Below are 14,825 nucleotides of genomic sequence, written 5' to 3'. Positions count from 1 at the left end.
GATTTCCAGTCTCCACAGCCACCCCGATGGGCCTTCTAGTCGATGAACTCAGCCTTGTCCGAGGAGCGAAAAGAAATTCGGTTGGACGTTGCCGGGCAGACTCGAACTGCTGCAGTACACCGGTGTATCGGCGCTTTCGCAGCCGACCCGTGCTTACCAGGCAGGCTGCATCTAGCCTTGCAGGTCGATGATATCGATGCGGCCGTTGCCCTGTGTCAGCGTCATGGCTGGCAGGCACAGGGCCGACCCCAGCCGATTCCTGCTGGCCCGTTTGCCGGCACTCCTGTGATGTATGCGGTCGCCGCCGATGGCACGACCATCGCGCTGATGCAGCCGCCTATTTAAAGGGGCGGGGCAGTTTCACTGTTCTGAATCGAGATCACTGGAACGCCGCATTTCTCAATGCATCCTCGCTCCGATGGACGTGGGTTGGCTGGCAAAGACGGGCCAACCCATTTCCTCAACGCAACAGTTAGTCTGGGTTAGGTTGCGCTTTCCATCAGCGCCCGCACACCTGCTTTGTCCTTCGTCGTCACCGGGTTGTAGATCACCAGGCCGAGATGCGGTTTGCCATCGACCGCGAAGGCGGAATATTCCAGCGTGATCAATCCCAGCGTCGGGTGCTGAATATGTTTGGTGCCTTCGCCGTGCGTGCTGACGTCATGCTCAAGCCACATGGACTTGAATGCCGGACTGACCTGGCTCAACTCATCGATCAACGCCTTGGTGTATTCGCTAATGCCGCTCTTGGCAGTTTCGTTTCGAAACGTGGCGACGACAAAGCGCGCCACACTTTCCCAGTCGAACATCTTCTCCTGCATGTGCGGCAGGCAAAAGACCAGGCGGAGCAGATTGCGCTTGCCTTCAGGCAGCGACAACAAATCGGGCATCATCACCTCGGCGGCGCGGTTCCATGCAATCACATCCCAGTCCGGTGTTTTTACGTAAGCCGGGCTGAACTCGAGCGTGTCCAGGATCCGCTGCAGCTGCGGCGTGATGCCCTCGGTCTGCTGATGCTGGACTTCGGGCAGCCTGTTTTGGGCGAGTAAAAAGAGATGCTCACGTTCGACATCGGTGAGGGCGAGTGCTACGGCGAGGCGGTCGAGCACATCGGCCGACGGCGCCCCGCCGCGTCCCTGTTCCAGCCACGTATACCAGGTGATGCTGACGTTGGCGCGTTGCGCGACCTCTTCGCGCCGTAAGCCGGGCGTGCGCCGTCGGGTGGTGGGATAGCCCAGGCGCGCCGCGTCAAGTTTGGTGCGGCGGTCTTTCAGGTAATGTCCCAGCGGGTTGTCGCTAGGGGCAGTAGGGATGCTCAGCCTGTTAGTGCTCATACCGGTATGACGTCACGACTTTTTTGTGGTTCCAGGAGCGTCACACAATCCATCAACTATTTGAAGGAGGATGCTCATGCGTGTTTTTCTCACCGGTGCGACCGGGTTTATTGGCTCGGCCATCGTCAAGGAACTGACAGAAGCGGGACACCAGGTTCTCGGCTTCGCTCGCTCGGATGCGTCTGCTGCATCGCTCAAGGCTGCAGGCGTCGAGGTGCATCGTGGTGCGCTCGAGGATCTGGATAGTCTGAAGCGCGGTGCGCAGACATGCGACGGCGTAATCCATACGGCTTTTATCCACGACTTCTCGCAATTCATGGTCAACGTCGAGACCGACCGACGTGCCGTGGAAGCGATGGTCAGCGCGCTGCAGGATTCCGGCAAGCCATTGGTCATCACGTCCGGCAGCATGATGGTGGCACACGGTCGTCCTGCTACGGAGCAAGACGCGCCGATGAGCGTCGAGGTTCCTCGCGCCGCATCGGAAGCCATGGTGTTAGCTGCCGACCGTGGCGTGCGCGGCAGTGTCGTGCGTTTGGCGCCCACGGTCCACGGCGCGGGTGACCACGGCTTCGTGCCCAGGCTGATCAACATCGCACGTGAAACAGGTCTCTCCGCGTACGTAGGTGACGGCGCGAACGTATGGCCCGCGGTGCATCGGCTGGACGCAGCGCATCTCTATCGACTGGCGCTTGAAAACGCCGAGCCCGGAACGCGTCTGCACGGCATCGCCGAAGAAGGTATCCCGTTTCGTGCCATCGCCGAAGCGATCGGCGCGGGCCTCGGCATCCCCGTCCGTAGCCTTACCGCGAACGAAGCGCCCGCACATTTCGATTTTCTGGCGCGCTTCGTTGCCACCGATAATCCCGTCTCCAGCGCCATCACCCGCAAGTCACTGGGATGGCATCCGGAAGGCCCGGATCTGCTGAGCGACATGCGGGATAACGGATACTTCGCGTGAGGTGAACGGGCTCGCTACGCGCAGCGCAAAGAGCGCTGAGTCAACATGTAAAAAGGCCGGTCTTAAAGACCGGCCTTTTTGTTTTCGCGGCTTTGTTGCTGGTTACAGCACACGCAGTGTCGGGTATTTTCGAAGGATGGTGGACGCAATGAATATGACCAACTCCGAGCCACTTTGATCTCGATAGGCCTTGGAGCACTTGAAATATGACCGTTGGTCAATTTAAGATGACCAATGGTCATTTTAATTGGATGTGTCCATGCAAAACCTCAAAGACAAATGGTGCGTAGTAACGGGTGCATCGAGTGGGCTTGGGCTGGAGTTCGCCAAAATCATGGCGGAACATGGTGCAAATCTGGTACTCGTCGCGCGACGCGAGGAGCCGATGAATCTGCTCGCTGCTCAACTGCTTGAACGTCATGGCACGAAGGTCGTCGTGGTTGGTGCGGATCTCGGGCAGGCTGATAGTGCAGCCTCATTGCAGCAGGGTCTCGAGGCCCAGGGCATTGAGGCCGATATCCTCATCAACAACGCGGCGTTCGGATTGAGCGGCCCGTTTATCCAGCACGATGCCTCGCGGCTGCGCTCGATGCTGAATCTGGATATCGTCGCGATGACGGAATTGACCCATGTGTTCGCACAGCGCATGGCGAAACGTGGGCATGGGCACATCCTGCTGGTGGCGAGCGTTGCGGCCTATCAGCCGATTCCGGGTATGGCGGGCTATGGTGCCTCCAAGGCATTCATGCTTTCGCTGGGCCATGCGCTCAATGTCGAACTGGCACCCAAGGTCAACGTCACCGTGTTGTCCCCCGGCTTGATGGATACGGGTTTCCTCGCGGTGGCTGACTTTGTACCGACGCCGATGACCCGGCTAACGATGCTCGCCCCTGAGAAGGTCGCTCGAATCGGCATCGAGGCGATGCTTGCCAAGAAGCCGAGTGTGGTTGCTGGTGGCGTCAACAAATTCCTGACTTTTACATCGCGCTTTTTTTCGCGGCACACACAGGCGAAGATGGCGGTCTCCTTCCAATAAAATCATGACCCGATGGCACGTTACGCAATAGCAACCGAGGACAAGCAGGCGCGCAGGAAAGCCATCCTCGATGCGGCGAAAACGCTGTTCCTTGCTGGCGACGGTACCTTGCCGTCTGCCGGCGACATTGCCAACGCGTCCCAGTTGGCCAAGGGCACGGTTTATCTCTACTTTCGGACGAAGGAAGAAATATTCAGTGCACTGCTGGCAGCAAGCCTGCTTGATTCACTGAAAGAGCTGGAAAGCGTTCTGTCTGAACTCAAAGGGCGTCGAGCCGACAAGGTGGCAAGTTTTATTGCGTCGTTCGTTTCAATCATCGAATCACGTCCTGAGTTGCTTCGCCTCGACGCTATCTCTTATGGTGTACTCGAGAAGAATCTCGAAGCCGAGACGATGCTCGAGGTCAAGCGCGAGTTCATCATCGCCTTGTCGCATACGGCAAGCATGATTGAATCCGTCATGAAAATTTCTGCAGGGCGGGGCGTGCTTTTGCTGATGCGTACCTTTGCGATGACCCGCGGCATCTGGCAGGCATCGCAGCCGTGCGATATCGATCTACTCGATGAAGCCCTGGCCCTACCGGTGCTGCAACCAGTGTTTCACACCGAACTGACCGAGGCGCTCAACGAGTACTGGCGCGGCGCCCTCGCGAGCTGAAGGCCTGCGTTGCGATGGCTTCCAGGAATACGCCCACATTGAAAATGGGCGCGAACGGATCACACCGAATGGGCGATGTGCTCGCGCAGCCATTCGTGCGCGGGATCGCGATGGGAGCGCTCATGCCAGAGCATGGCCATCTCGAACCCCGGGACATCGACCGGCGGCTCAACCACCTGCAGTGCATGGTTGTTGCGAACGACGCGCGAAGGCACCATCGCCACAAGATCGGTGCTTGCCAGCACCGACAGAACAAACAGGAAGTGCGGCACGGACAGCACGACGCGGCGCGTGAGGCCGACCTCCGACAACGCTTGATCCGTGACGGCGCGAAACCCGCCACCATCCGGCGACACGATCACATGATCGAGTTTGCAGAATTGCGCAAGCGTTGGGCGCCGCTTTAATCGCGGATGGCCTGCACGGCCAGCCAGAACATACCGTTCTTTGAAGAGCACGCGGCGACGCAAGCTGGACGGAGCGCCTTCGCTGGTATGAAAGGCAAGATCGATCTCTCCCTGTTCCGCCTGCCTGGCAATGCGTGATGGTGTCGCTTCAAGCACAGCCAATCGGGTACCCGGCGCCACCGAACGCAATCCGATCAACGCTGGCAGCACGATCGTCGATTCGCCGTAGTCGGATGCGGCGACGCGCCATGTTTGACTGGCCTCGGCAGGATCAAACGGGCTGTCGGGCGCCACCGCACGCTCAAGCGTTTCCAGTGCCTGCCGCAACGGTTCACGCAACGCTTCGGCTCGCGCGGTAGGACGCATGCCGCGTGGGCCGGGTAGCAACAGCGGGTCGCCAAAGATATCCCGCAACTTGGCGAGATGGACACTCACCGATGGCTGGGAGAAATTCAGGCGTTGTGCTGCGCGGGTCACATTGTGTTCGGAAAGCAGGACATCCAGCGTGACCAGCAGGTTGATGTCGATGCGCCTGAGATTATTCATGGATATACCTGAAATATTGGATATTCATTTCCAATATACCTTGTGGACGCCTACCGTAGATTCTTCCCACGGAGATTCCGCCATGAATGTTCTTCTCGTTTACGCTCACCCTGAGCCTAAATCCCTAAACGGCTCGCTCAAGGAATTTGCAGTCAAACGCCTGGAAGAGGCTGGTCACTCCGTGCAGGTTTCCGATCTGTATGCGATGCACTGGAAAGCCGTGCTCGATGCACACGACAGCTTGGATCGGCCAGCTGGCGAGCGCTTTGATCCTTCCGCGGAATCCAGGCGCGCGTTCGCCAGCGGTCAGCAGAGCAGCGATATTGTGCTTGAGCAGGACAAGCTGCGCTGGGCAGATGCAGTGATCCTGCAGTTTCCGCTGTGGTGGTTCTCGCTGCCGGCGATCCTCAAAGGCTGGGTGGAGCGTGTGTATGCGTATGGCTTCGCGTATGGCGTGGGAGAGCATTCCGACGCCCACTGGGGCGATCGCTATGGCGAAGGCACGCTGGCCGGAAAACGCGCGATGCTAGTCGTGACGACAGGCGGATGGGAGTCTCATTACAGCCTGCGTGGGATCAATGGTCCTATGGATGATGTGTTGTTTCCCATCCAGCACGGGATTCTTTACTACCCGGGTTTCGACGTGTTGCCCCCGTTCGTGATCCATCGCACAGACCGGGTCGACGACGCACGGTTTTCAACGATTTGCGACGCGTTCGGGCAGCGTCTCGACGACCTCTGGAAAACCCCGCCGATTCCCTTTCGCCCACAAAACGCGGGTGCGTACATCATTCCTCAACTCACCTTGCGACCTGATATTGCGCCGGGGCAGGTTGGCTTTGCTGCGCATATCGCGTAGGTGTTCCGCGGACAAAGGTGGTAGAGAGGCCAGTCAGAGCACGTTCTACTTTCTTCCCGGCCTAGGGTTCACATCATCTGGTTCACATCATCTGATTGAGATGAATCACGATCGATTCTTTGTTTGGATCGTTGAGGATGTGAACTAAAGAGTCTTTCTTCATTCAACGCTCAGGCGAGAAACGACACGGCGTCCACGATGAAGTGCGCAATGATGTTCACCCACAGATTCCGTCGCCACAGGTACAGCAGGGAAAACGCCAGGCCCCCGACTGCGACGAACAGTTCGTGACTCCAACCCCAGCTGCTTACGTGGGCGAGGGTGAAGATCGCGCAGGAAACCACCACAGCGACGGTTCGGCTTCCCGATAATTCTTCGATGCGCTCCATGGCGTAGCCTCGAAACAGGACTTCCTCGGCGACGGCGGCACGTATGGTCGAGATGAATCGCCACCAGAACGGCGTAGCCATCAATGCGTTGGCGTTGGTTGTGGACGCCATCGAGTCATTCAGATGAAGCGCGGGCAATACAACGAAATACATCGCCCCAAGAACGGCAGTGATAAGCAGGCCAGCACACACACCCAGGGCGATGTTCCCAATGCCCGGCGTTCGAAACCCGATCGACGACAGTGGCCGTCGTTCTATCTTGCGGATATACAACAGGATTGCGGCGACATAGATCCACCAGATGGCTTCATTGCCGACCAGGTGGCCAATTCCCGCGAATTCATGATCCCAGTCGCCGATGGGAAGGCTGGCAACGCCTAGCGCGAGCGTGAGCCCGACAAGTGTTACCAACCATTTACGCCTGCGGGTGGGTTCGAGTTCAGTGGCCAACGTGTGCATGGATCCGCCTGTGTGGATGTATGGATGCTCCGTGTGCCTTCATGCTTTCGACTGACTCGCAAGCGCTTCGGTGCCCATCTGGATGAAGCAATCAAGGGCTTGCGTGGTGCGTTTGCGATCGCCGCTGCTCATGAGTTCGATAAACAAGCCATCGAACACGGCCGCACATAGTGTTGCCATGGCAGGGGTGCGCAGCGAGGGAGACAGCGCAGCCAGCGCAAGATCAAGCCAGCTGTCGGTGTTGCGCCCGAGGTACTGCGCGTAGGTATCCGGATTTTGAATGGCGAGGATCTGCAGTTCGTACAGCAGTTTCAGATACAGATAGTTTTCGTCGGTGATGGCCCAGTTCCAAAGCAGCTTCAGTGGTGGTTTCGAAGGCCTGCCTGCCGATGGTTTGTCCAGCAACTGGACGAAGGACTGCTGCACATGCGCCTGCATCGCCTCCAGTACCTCGGTGAGCAAGCCTTCCTTCGATCCGAAGTGGTAAATCAGCAAGCGGGCGCTGGTTCCTGTTCCCGCTGCGAGCGGGCGTAACGAGAGATCGGCCAAGCCGTTTTCAAGCAGGTAGGCGATAAGCGATTCGATGAGTTCGTTTTTTCGATTTTGCATGTAACGAACGTTACATGTAACGTTCGTTACATGTCAAGGGATGTCGCTTACGCACGGAAGCTTCTTATCGAATCAGCATTTCTTTCGCCGCGACCCTCCCTTTCCGGCATCGCATGCAGGGTGCAGGTGCTGGCTGCGCCATCTGCTTCTATCGTGAGATAGTGGTTCTGATCGATCAGCAGGCACGTGTCTGCTTCGCTACTGGGGAGTCCACCTGTGTTTAAGAGAGTCATCCGCTTCGTGTCTGCCTTGCCACCGATCATCACTTGCCGGCACAACCTGCTAGTCGCAGTGCTGGCGGGGTTCTGCGCTGCTACATCCGCCGTGGCGCAGACTCCGCAGCTGTCTGCGCAGACGCAGCAGTTTGTGAAATATGCGCAACCGCTGCTGGCGATCACTCATATACGGGTCATCGACGGCACAGGAACAGCCGCGAAGGAAAATCAGACAGTGCTGCTGCGTGACGGACTGATCGCGGCGGTCGGCAAGCACGTGAAGCTGCCGAAGAATGCAACCGTGATCGACGGTAGCGGGCAGACGCTGATTCCGGGTCTGGTCGGCATGCATGACCACATGTTTTATCCGGCGCCGAAGGTGAACCCGGAAGCGAAGGAGGCGATCTATCCCGAGCAGGCATCGAGCTTTCCCAAGCTCTATCTGGCCGGTGGTGTCACCACTATCCGCACCACCGGCAGTACCGAACCGTATACCGACCTGGAGCTGAAAAAGGCCATCGATGCCGGCAAGATTCCTGGCCCGAAGATGCATACCACCGGACCTTACCTGGAAGGCAAGGGCAGCTTTACCCCGCAGATGCATGAGTTGGTGGACGCGGCAGATGCGACCGCCACGGTCAATTACTGGATCGGTGAGGGTGCGACTTCGTTCAAGGCCTATATGCACATCACCCGCGCCGAACTGTCGGCGGCGATTGCCGCGGCACATGCGCAGCACATCAAGGTCACCGGGCATCTATGCACGATCGGCTTTACCGAAGCGGCTGACCTGGGTATCGACGATCTGGAACACGGGCTGCCGGTGGATACCGAGTTCACCGCAGGCAAGCAGTCGGACGTCTGCCCGGACACCAAGCTTGCGGTAGCGAATCTGGCCACGATAAGCGTGGATGATCCACGCATTCAACAGTTGATCAGGCATCTGGTGGCGAAGCACGTGGCGGTCACCTCGACACTGCCGGTGTTCGAGACGTTCGTGCCCAGGCGCGCACCGGTCGACGCGCGCGTACTCGATGCGATGCTGCCGGAGACGCGTGTCGAATACCTCAAGGTGCGTGACAAGATTGCCGGCATCAAGGACTCGCCGTGGGTGAAGGTGTTCAAGTTGGAAGAGGATTTCGAGCACGCCTTTGTGCAGCAGGGCGGAACCCTGCTGGCCGGGCTCGACCCCACCGGCTTTGGCGGCGTCATCGCCGGTTACGGCGACCAGCACGAAGTGGAGCTACTGGTGGATGCCGGCTTCACTCCGCTGCAGGCGATCCAGATTGCCACCCTCAACGGTGCGCGCTTCATGGGTGAGGAAAAGAACATCGGTTCCATCGACATCGGCAAGGCTGCCGACCTGGTGCTGATAGACGGCAATCCGGCAACCAACATCAAGGACATCGAAAACGTCGCGCTGGTGTTCAAGGGCGGCGTGGGCTACGAGCCGGCGAAATTGGTCAAGGCAGCGAATGGCACGGTGGGTCTGCGCTGATAGATAAAGGGAGTGGGGACGTTTCCCATCAAATAAACACCTCCGACCAATTCAACGCGTAGCTGTTGCCTGAGATGGACCCTATCCGAAACAAGCAGCGACAACCGGCGCGGTCCGCCGAATACCGATCGGATGGCCGCGGCAAGTGTTGTTAGCAGCGAGCCCTTGAACCACGTCATGTTTTTCGTTCGTGGAAACGTTATCGTAGCAACTACAACTTAATTCACCAGCATCGACAACAGGGGGGCCTCATGTTGGAGCTGGAAATACAGACTCTCTCGGAGAAACGGGAGGGGCTGCTGATGGACATCGGTCGACTGCTCGTTGCAAACGGCTTTACCTTGCAGCGGCACCGATTGGTGCAGGATCCGCATGGCGCGTTGATGACGATGGTGGTGCGCGGGCCGTCACGCAGGAAACGCGCGCTGGAATCGGCGCTGGACGAGCACGAGCGCATTATCAGTTTCAAGATCGCGCCGTTCCAGGATGGCGCGTCGACGCCGCACTTCGCGGCGTCGCGTGTGCTGCCGCGTCCGCCCGGTGTGGCGGCATCGACGCCGTCACCGGCCATCGATGCCTTGCCGGTGGTAGCAGAGGAGATCGCAGCGGAGCAGCCGAAAGCACCAGTCCCGGTAGCCATCGTTTCCGTCGAGCCGCTGACGCCGACGCCGCCGGTTCCGGAGCCCGAGCCGGAGTTCGTCTTCATTGTTCCGCGTGCGCCCTCGCCGGCCCCTGCTCCGGTGGCGGTGATGGAGCCGTTTGTCGAGCTGATTCCGGAGGGGCCGGACATGGAGGCAGTCGACACGATGCTGCCGAAACTGAAAAACGACTATCCGCAAATCTTTCCGCGACTGCTGAAGCTGGATGCCGCGGTGAGCGCGGTTGCGCGTGAGGCGTCGCTCATGCTGGTGGGGCAACGCCTTGGCGCCTGGGTCTCGGAATGCGATCCGACATTCCGCGAGCCATTCGCACTGCAGGAAGCGATCGAGCGCGTTGCGATACCGGCTCTTGCCGCACTGGTGGATGTCGGACAACGATACGACCAGCTGCATATTCGCCACAGCCCGCTGTGCAGCGAGGACGGCCACTCCGGTTGCGCGTTCTTCAACGGTTACCTGCAAGGATTGCTCGGTCCCGCAACCGGGTCGGATAGCCTGTCGATCTTCGCCGTTTGCTGCCGCAGCTACGGTGCCGATGCCTGCGTGCTGGCGATTTCGGAATGAGCGGCATGTGATCGGCGATGTGTAGTGGCTATGGGCGTCGTTGCTGAGCGCCATCGCTTGCCGCCCAATGATGTGGTTTGATCACGCCAACCCTTCCACCTTGCCATGACCTGCAGGCCACCATGTCCCAGCCCGTTATCGACCCCTGGCTGTATTCCGTCGCCCTCTTGCTGGGTCTGCTGATTTTCGTGAAGCTGGGCTTTGTGCTTGGCAAACGTTACGGCGTCAAAGGCGATGCCAACGCGCTGAGCGGGGCGGTGTTCGGTTTGCTGGGCCTGCTGCTCGCGTTTTCGTTTTCCGGCGCGGCGGGCCGGTTCGAACATCGACGCGAGTTGATTACGCAGGAGGCCAACGCCATCGGCACGGCTTATCTGCGCATCGACTTGCTGCCCGCGACGCAGCAGCCACCGCTGCGCGAAGCAATGCGTCGGTACGTGCAACTGCGGCTGGATACTTACCAGGCTATGCCGGGTTCCACAGCCGCGGCCAAGGCGTGGGCTGACAGCGTGACCTCGCAACAGCAGATCTGGACGCAGGCCACCACCGTGGCGCAGAACTCGGGTAGCAACGCTGCACTGAGCCTGGTGGCTTCGGCGCTCAACGACATGTTCGATATCACCACCACGCGGCTGGCCGCCACGCGCGATCATCCACCGGCGGTGATCGACCTGATGCTTTTTCTGCTGGCGCTGATGTCGGCCTTGCTGGCTGGTTATGGCATGGCGGACGGCGAGCGGGTGCCCTGGCTGCAGGTGATGGTGTTTGCGGTGGCGCTGACGGTGACCGTGTTCGTGATCCGCGATCTCGAGTATCCGCGTATGGGATTGATCCGGGTGGATGCCGCCGACCAGCTGCTGATCGAGACCTTGCAGGGTATGACGCCAACATCGGCGCATTCGCCATAAGCCAGCTTCTAAAAGCTAGCGGTTGCTGGAAATCTCAGAGGGGTAACGGATTGCCCACTATTGCAGCTACACAGATTCGAATCACGGGCCTGCTGCCAGATCATCTTTCTGGTCGGTGGTTTCTTTTGGAGTATGGGCCAGGTTTTATTCGCCCGGGTGATACACGCGCTCGATGTGACCCAGCAACTCTTCCGGCCAGAAGTAGACGTTACGCAGATTGCCGGTGGTGTAACGCTCGGCCTCGTCATTGAAGTGTGGCGAGTCCGGGTGACCGCTCTCACCACCGGCGGTGATGGCGCGGGCGTGCACTCTGGGGCCGAACTCGACTACGGCGACAAAACTGTTGCCGCTGGTGCCGTAGTAGCGCTTCGTACCGGGCCAGCGATGCGCGCCAAACGAAGCGAGCGAGCCCCAGCGCGAGGAGACGAACGGCACGGGAATGCTTGGCTTGCTGTCATTGAACGGCTGTTCGATGTCGCCGTTGAGCCGCTGGAAGCGATTGATCTCGCCCCACGGTATGCCCCAGCTGCCGAAATCCTTTTTCAGTCGATCGGACGCTTCGACTAGCGCTTGCAGACGCGCCACTGGTCCCGCTTTCTCCGCCATGTAGTCATAGATGGAGAGGCCTTCGGCGGTATCGGCCTTGCTGACCGAGTCCCACAAGGTATCGCCCCAGAACACCGCGAGCGAGGTCGGTATCGAGGTGATGCCCCAGCGATAATCCCAGTGACGCAGCAGCGCGATCTGGCCAGCGAGCTTCGGCTTCAACGGATCGCTGGCGGGCAGCGCGTCGTAGTCGGCAACCAGTATCGGTATCTGCCGTGCGAAGGCGGGCAGGTACGAATCAAAGGCGTTGCTGATCAGCGACGCGATGGTGAAATCACGCTGGCCGGTGAGCAGACTGGTGGCATGGATGCCGCGCGGGTTTTCGCCGAAGCTGTCCATATAGCGCGGATAGTCCGCTTGCTTCGGGCTGTACGGTCCGGCGGCGGAGTAGGGCCAGTCGTTGGTGTTGAAGATCCAGCCGTTCGGCGGGTTTAGCAGGTGCGGCGCAGCGTCGAGCGGCAGCAGGCCTTTCCAGTCGGTGGCAGGGTTGCTGCCGTCGACAGGCTTGGTGTAATCGAAACGGTCATCGCGTTGCGGGATGAATTGCGGATGCAGATACGCTATCTCGCCTTTGTCGTCGGCGAAGATGGTGTTGTTGGACGAATTGGCCTTCAGCTCGGCAACCTTCATGTAGCTGGCGTAATCGTTGGCCTTGGTGCGCAACCAGCTTTGTTCGAGCGCTTCCATCGGCTTGTTCATCAGCGCGATGGCGATCCACTTGCCGTAGGCTGCGCGCACCACTGGGCCGTGATGCGTGGCATAGACGGTGAAGCGGCGTTCGGCCATCGAGCCGTCCTTCGCGCGATAGGGCACGGTGATGATCTTGCTGGTGACCGGCCGCAGTTCGGTGCCATGGCGATAGAACAGCCTGCCATCCTTGTGCACGATGGTTTCGGCAAATTCATCGACCACGTCAGCGCCGGTCGAGGTATGCATCCAGCCGATGTGCGGATTGAAACCCTGGTAGATGAAGAACTGGCCCCAGGTGACCGCGCCGTACGCATCGAGCCCGGCGTCGCTGCTCATCTGCAGTTCGGAGCGGAAGAAGAACGAGGTATGTGGATTGATCAGCAGTAGCGCGTGACCATCGACGGTGAGCCTGGGCGCGATGGCGATGCCGTTGGAGCCGGTCGGTTCGCTCCAGCTCGACGGCGGATCGACACGCGCCAGTGCAGCAGGGTTCTGGCCGTAGAAAGCCTCGAGCTGGTTCAGCGGCACGCGCTCGATATCACCGCCGATGCTGCCTTCGCTGAAGCTCAGCGCCATCCACGGTTCGAAGTGCCTGATGACGCGCGGGTGCACGTCCGGGTGCATGGCGAGGTAATCGTTGAGCCCGTCCGCCCAGCTGTTCATCAGTGCCTGCAGCCAGCCGGGACTCTTCGCATACATCGTCTTCAATTGGACCGGGTCGATAAACAGCTTCATCCGCAGGTCCTGCCAGATCGCGGGTTCACCCTCGGCCTCGGCGAGCCGGCCCATCGCATTGAGGTAGTTGGTCTCGACGCGGTTGAAGTCGTCCTCGGCCTGCGCGTAGGCCATGCCGAACACTGCATCGGCATCGGTCTTGCCATGTACATGGGCGATGCCCCAGTCGTCGCGGGTGATGGTGACGGCTTGAGTTTCGCGCTGCCATCGCGCGGTCTCCGATGTATCGCTAGTGGCGTGTGCCTGAGCAGCGAGACCGAGTGCGACCAAGGCAGCGACGGGCAGCAAGCACTGCAGATAACGAGATTGCTTCGACAGGCGCGCAGGCATCGGCTTTTTCATCCCCAAAATCGGATCACAGCATGCACTTTACCGAGGTCGTGCCGCCATGGTGCAAAGATCATGCGACCACGATTTGTCTGGAGCGACGCCGCTTTGGAAGAGGTGACCCAGCGCGGCGCTCCGTGGTGATCGAGCGCGGTAAGTAAAATATTTATTGCGACCGGTTACATATCGAATCATTCCGCATTGGTTCTTTACCTTGGCCATAGTTCGCTACACCGCAGCACCTGCGCAAGATGGGTCACGATGAAACTATTGCATGCGTTCTGTGTTCAATCACTGAGTCATCAGTCGTTAGCGAAGCCCCCGTATGAATTCTCTAGTCACCACGCCCAGCAAGTCCCAGCGTACCCGCCTCGATGAAAACATCTGCGTACACATCTTCACCGCCTCGGCGGCGATGGTGGGTGTATGCCTGACCGTGACCGGCATCATTCGCGTGGTGATCGCAACCCACAAATCCGACATGCTTGCCGAAGATCTGCTGGCGGTGAACGCCATGCTCTATCTGGCGTCCTGCCTGCTGTCGTACTGGGCGCTGCGCACGCGAAGCGTGATTCGCAACTATCGACTCGAACGCATGGCCGACGTTATTTTTCTGGTGGCGCTGACCCTGACCGCCGTCAGCGCGGCCTACATCACCTGGGCGATGTCCTTGCATTGAGAGACGTCGTGCAGGCCGCGCGCTTTGCCTTGGCCCTGCATCCACCTTTTGAGCATTAAGCGCGGTGCGGCAGCTTCCACTCCGGCCGGATGAAGTGGCAGGTGTAGCCGTTGGGGTAGTGCTGCAGGTAGTCCTGGTGTTCGGGCTCGGCTTCCCAGAAATCGCCGGCCGGCGCCAGCTCCGTCACCGCCTTGCCCGGCCACAGGCCCGAGGCATCGACGTCGGCGATGGTGTCTTCGGCCACCTCCTTCTGTGCTTCGCTGGTGTAGAAAATCGCCGAGCGGTAACTCAGGCCGCGATCGTTGCCCTGACGGTTCGGCGTGCTGGGATCGTGGATCTGGAAGAAGAATTCCAGCAGGGTGCGATAGCTGATCACCTGCGGGTTGAAGATGATCTCGATCGCTTCGGCATGACTGCCGTGGTTGCGATACGTGGCGTTGGGAACATCACCGCCGGAGTAGCCCACGCGCGTGGAAACCACGCCTGGCTGATGGCGGATCAGATCCTGCACCCCCCAGAAGCAGCCGCCAGCAAGGATGGCGCGTTCAGTTGTAACAGTCATGAGTTTGGTTCCTGGTGATGGATGTCGACAGCTTGTGACATAGATGGGGTCGCCCAGTGGCAGTCCAAGATAGCGACCGAAGGGGAGCAGGTGCCAGTTGATAGTCAGTTTCTACTGAGACTGACTAT

15 protein-coding genes are annotated in these 14,825 nt (G+C 59.5%); 9 read left to right on the top strand and 6 right to left on the bottom strand.

The features are described 5' to 3' along the window. The first annotated feature begins 177 nt into the window (after positions 1–177). The gene (locus HDE79_RS13600) at positions 178–345 is read left to right on the top strand and encodes a hypothetical protein (protein ID WP_184602495.1); all 168 of its coding nucleotides are present in this window, start codon (positions 178–180) and stop codon (positions 343–345) included. A gap of 137 nt (positions 346–482) precedes the next feature. Here HDE79_RS13600 and HDE79_RS13595 read toward each other — a convergent pair whose 3' ends face one another. Further along, positions 483–1,334, bottom strand: coding sequence for a helix-turn-helix transcriptional regulator (locus HDE79_RS13595; protein WP_184602494.1), 852 nt, complete (start codon positions 1,332–1,334; stop codon positions 483–485). A gap of 76 nt (positions 1,335–1,410) precedes the next feature. Between HDE79_RS13595 and HDE79_RS13590 the strand changes: the two genes are divergently transcribed. The 3 genes from HDE79_RS13590 to HDE79_RS13580 all read left to right on the top strand — a co-directional run bounded on the left by HDE79_RS13590 (position 1,411) and on the right by HDE79_RS13580 (position 3,988). After that, the gene (locus HDE79_RS13590; protein ID WP_184602493.1) at positions 1,411–2,295 is read left to right on the top strand and encodes an SDR family oxidoreductase; all 885 of its coding nucleotides are present in this window, start codon (positions 1,411–1,413) and stop codon (positions 2,293–2,295) included. A 259-nt stretch (positions 2,296–2,554) separates the two neighbouring features. After that, entirely contained in the window at positions 2,555–3,331 is a 777-nt protein-coding gene (locus HDE79_RS13585) for an SDR family oxidoreductase (protein WP_184602492.1), read from the top strand. 12 nt (positions 3,332–3,343) lie between these two features. Continuing rightward, positions 3,344–3,988, top strand: coding sequence for a TetR family transcriptional regulator (locus HDE79_RS13580; RefSeq protein WP_184602491.1), 645 nt, complete (start codon positions 3,344–3,346; stop codon positions 3,986–3,988). 59 nt (positions 3,989–4,047) lie between these two features. On the opposite strand, the gene HDE79_RS13575 is transcribed toward HDE79_RS13580, so the two are convergent. After that, on the bottom strand, positions 4,048–4,941 hold the full coding sequence (locus HDE79_RS13575) for a LysR family transcriptional regulator (RefSeq protein WP_184602490.1): 894 nt from the start codon (positions 4,939–4,941) through the stop codon (positions 4,048–4,050). Positions 4,942–5,023: 82 nt separating this feature from the next. Here HDE79_RS13575 and HDE79_RS13570 point away from each other — a divergent pair, with 82 nt between their 5' ends. Continuing rightward, positions 5,024–5,800 carry an NAD(P)H-dependent oxidoreductase gene (locus HDE79_RS13570; protein WP_184602563.1) on the top strand — a complete coding sequence of 259 codons (777 nt, stop codon included), beginning with the start codon at positions 5,024–5,026 and terminating at the stop codon, positions 5,798–5,800. A 170-nt stretch (positions 5,801–5,970) separates the two neighbouring features. Here HDE79_RS13570 and HDE79_RS13565 read toward each other — a convergent pair whose 3' ends face one another. Together HDE79_RS13565 and HDE79_RS13560 are read right to left on the bottom strand one after the other, a co-directional pair. Then, positions 5,971–6,639 (bottom strand): type II CAAX endopeptidase family protein, encoded by a 669-nt coding sequence (locus tag HDE79_RS13565; RefSeq protein WP_184602489.1) that lies wholly within the window; start codon positions 6,637–6,639, stop codon positions 5,971–5,973. 48 nt (positions 6,640–6,687) lie between these two features. Next, positions 6,688–7,257, bottom strand: coding sequence for a TetR/AcrR family transcriptional regulator (locus HDE79_RS13560; protein ID WP_184602488.1), 570 nt, complete (start codon positions 7,255–7,257; stop codon positions 6,688–6,690). Between the two features lie 216 nt (positions 7,258–7,473). Between HDE79_RS13560 and HDE79_RS13555 the strand changes: the two genes are divergently transcribed. From HDE79_RS13555 to HDE79_RS13545, 3 genes are all read left to right on the top strand, one after another. Next, the gene (locus HDE79_RS13555; RefSeq protein WP_343205964.1) at positions 7,474–8,970 is read left to right on the top strand and encodes an amidohydrolase family protein; all 1,497 of its coding nucleotides are present in this window, start codon (positions 7,474–7,476) and stop codon (positions 8,968–8,970) included. A 251-nt stretch (positions 8,971–9,221) separates the two neighbouring features. Next, positions 9,222–10,193 carry a hypothetical protein gene (locus HDE79_RS13550; protein WP_184602487.1) on the top strand — a complete coding sequence of 324 codons (972 nt, stop codon included), beginning with the start codon at positions 9,222–9,224 and terminating at the stop codon, positions 10,191–10,193. 122 nt (positions 10,194–10,315) lie between these two features. Then, entirely contained in the window at positions 10,316–11,098 is a 783-nt protein-coding gene (locus HDE79_RS13545; RefSeq protein ID WP_184602486.1) for a DUF4239 domain-containing protein, read from the top strand. A gap of 144 nt (positions 11,099–11,242) precedes the next feature. Here HDE79_RS13545 and HDE79_RS13540 read toward each other — a convergent pair whose 3' ends face one another. Continuing rightward, positions 11,243–13,459, bottom strand: coding sequence for a penicillin acylase family protein (locus tag HDE79_RS13540; RefSeq protein WP_184602561.1), 2,217 nt, complete (start codon positions 13,457–13,459; stop codon positions 11,243–11,245). Between the two features lie 322 nt (positions 13,460–13,781). On the opposite strand from HDE79_RS13540, the gene HDE79_RS13535 reads away from it, so the two are divergent. Beyond that, positions 13,782–14,135, top strand: a complete 354-nt coding sequence (locus tag HDE79_RS13535) for a hypothetical protein (protein WP_184602485.1) — start codon at positions 13,782–13,784, stop codon at positions 14,133–14,135. A gap of 55 nt (positions 14,136–14,190) precedes the next feature. On the opposite strand, the gene msrA is transcribed toward HDE79_RS13535, so the two are convergent. Beyond that, the gene (gene msrA, locus HDE79_RS13530; protein ID WP_184602484.1) at positions 14,191–14,697 is read right to left on the bottom strand and encodes a peptide-methionine (S)-S-oxide reductase MsrA; all 507 of its coding nucleotides are present in this window, start codon (positions 14,695–14,697) and stop codon (positions 14,191–14,193) included. Between the last annotated feature and the right edge of the window lie 128 nt (positions 14,698–14,825).

The organism is Rhodanobacter sp. MP1X3, from assembly GCF_014207165.1.
Lineage (GTDB): Bacteria > Pseudomonadota > Gammaproteobacteria > Xanthomonadales > Rhodanobacteraceae > Rhodanobacter.
Note: the sequence above shows the minus strand (reverse complement) of the source record. Positions and strands in the feature narration are given on the sequence as shown.

Bases quoted from the DNA above. Each gene is read 5' to 3' on its own strand.
- HDE79_RS13595 (WP_184602494.1), bottom strand. From the start codon at position 1,334: ATGAGCACTAACAGGCTGAGCATCCCTACTGCCCCTAGCGACAACCCG.
- HDE79_RS13590 (WP_184602493.1), top strand. From the start codon at position 1,411: ATGCGTGTTTTTCTCACCGGTGCGACCGGGTTTATTGGCTCGGCCATC.
- HDE79_RS13585 (WP_184602492.1), top strand. From the start codon at position 2,555: ATGCAAAACCTCAAAGACAAATGGTGCGTAGTAACGGGTGCATCGAGT.
- HDE79_RS13580 (WP_184602491.1), top strand. From the start codon at position 3,344: ATGGCACGTTACGCAATAGCAACCGAGGACAAGCAGGCGCGCAGGAAA.
- HDE79_RS13575 (WP_184602490.1), bottom strand. From the start codon at position 4,941: ATGAATAATCTCAGGCGCATCGACATCAACCTGCTGGTCACGCTGGAT.
- HDE79_RS13570 (WP_184602563.1), top strand. From the start codon at position 5,024: ATGAATGTTCTTCTCGTTTACGCTCACCCTGAGCCTAAATCCCTAAAC.
- HDE79_RS13560 (WP_184602488.1), bottom strand. From the start codon at position 7,257: ATGCAAAATCGAAAAAACGAACTCATCGAATCGCTTATCGCCTACCTG.
- HDE79_RS13550 (WP_184602487.1), top strand. From the start codon at position 9,222: ATGTTGGAGCTGGAAATACAGACTCTCTCGGAGAAACGGGAGGGGCTG.
- HDE79_RS13545 (WP_184602486.1), top strand. From the start codon at position 10,316: ATGTCCCAGCCCGTTATCGACCCCTGGCTGTATTCCGTCGCCCTCTTG.
- HDE79_RS13540 (WP_184602561.1), bottom strand. From the start codon at position 13,459: ATGCCTGCGCGCCTGTCGAAGCAATCTCGTTATCTGCAGTGCTTGCTG.
- HDE79_RS13535 (WP_184602485.1), top strand. From the start codon at position 13,782: ATGAATTCTCTAGTCACCACGCCCAGCAAGTCCCAGCGTACCCGCCTC.
- msrA (WP_184602484.1), bottom strand. From the start codon at position 14,697: ATGACTGTTACAACTGAACGCGCCATCCTTGCTGGCGGCTGCTTCTGG.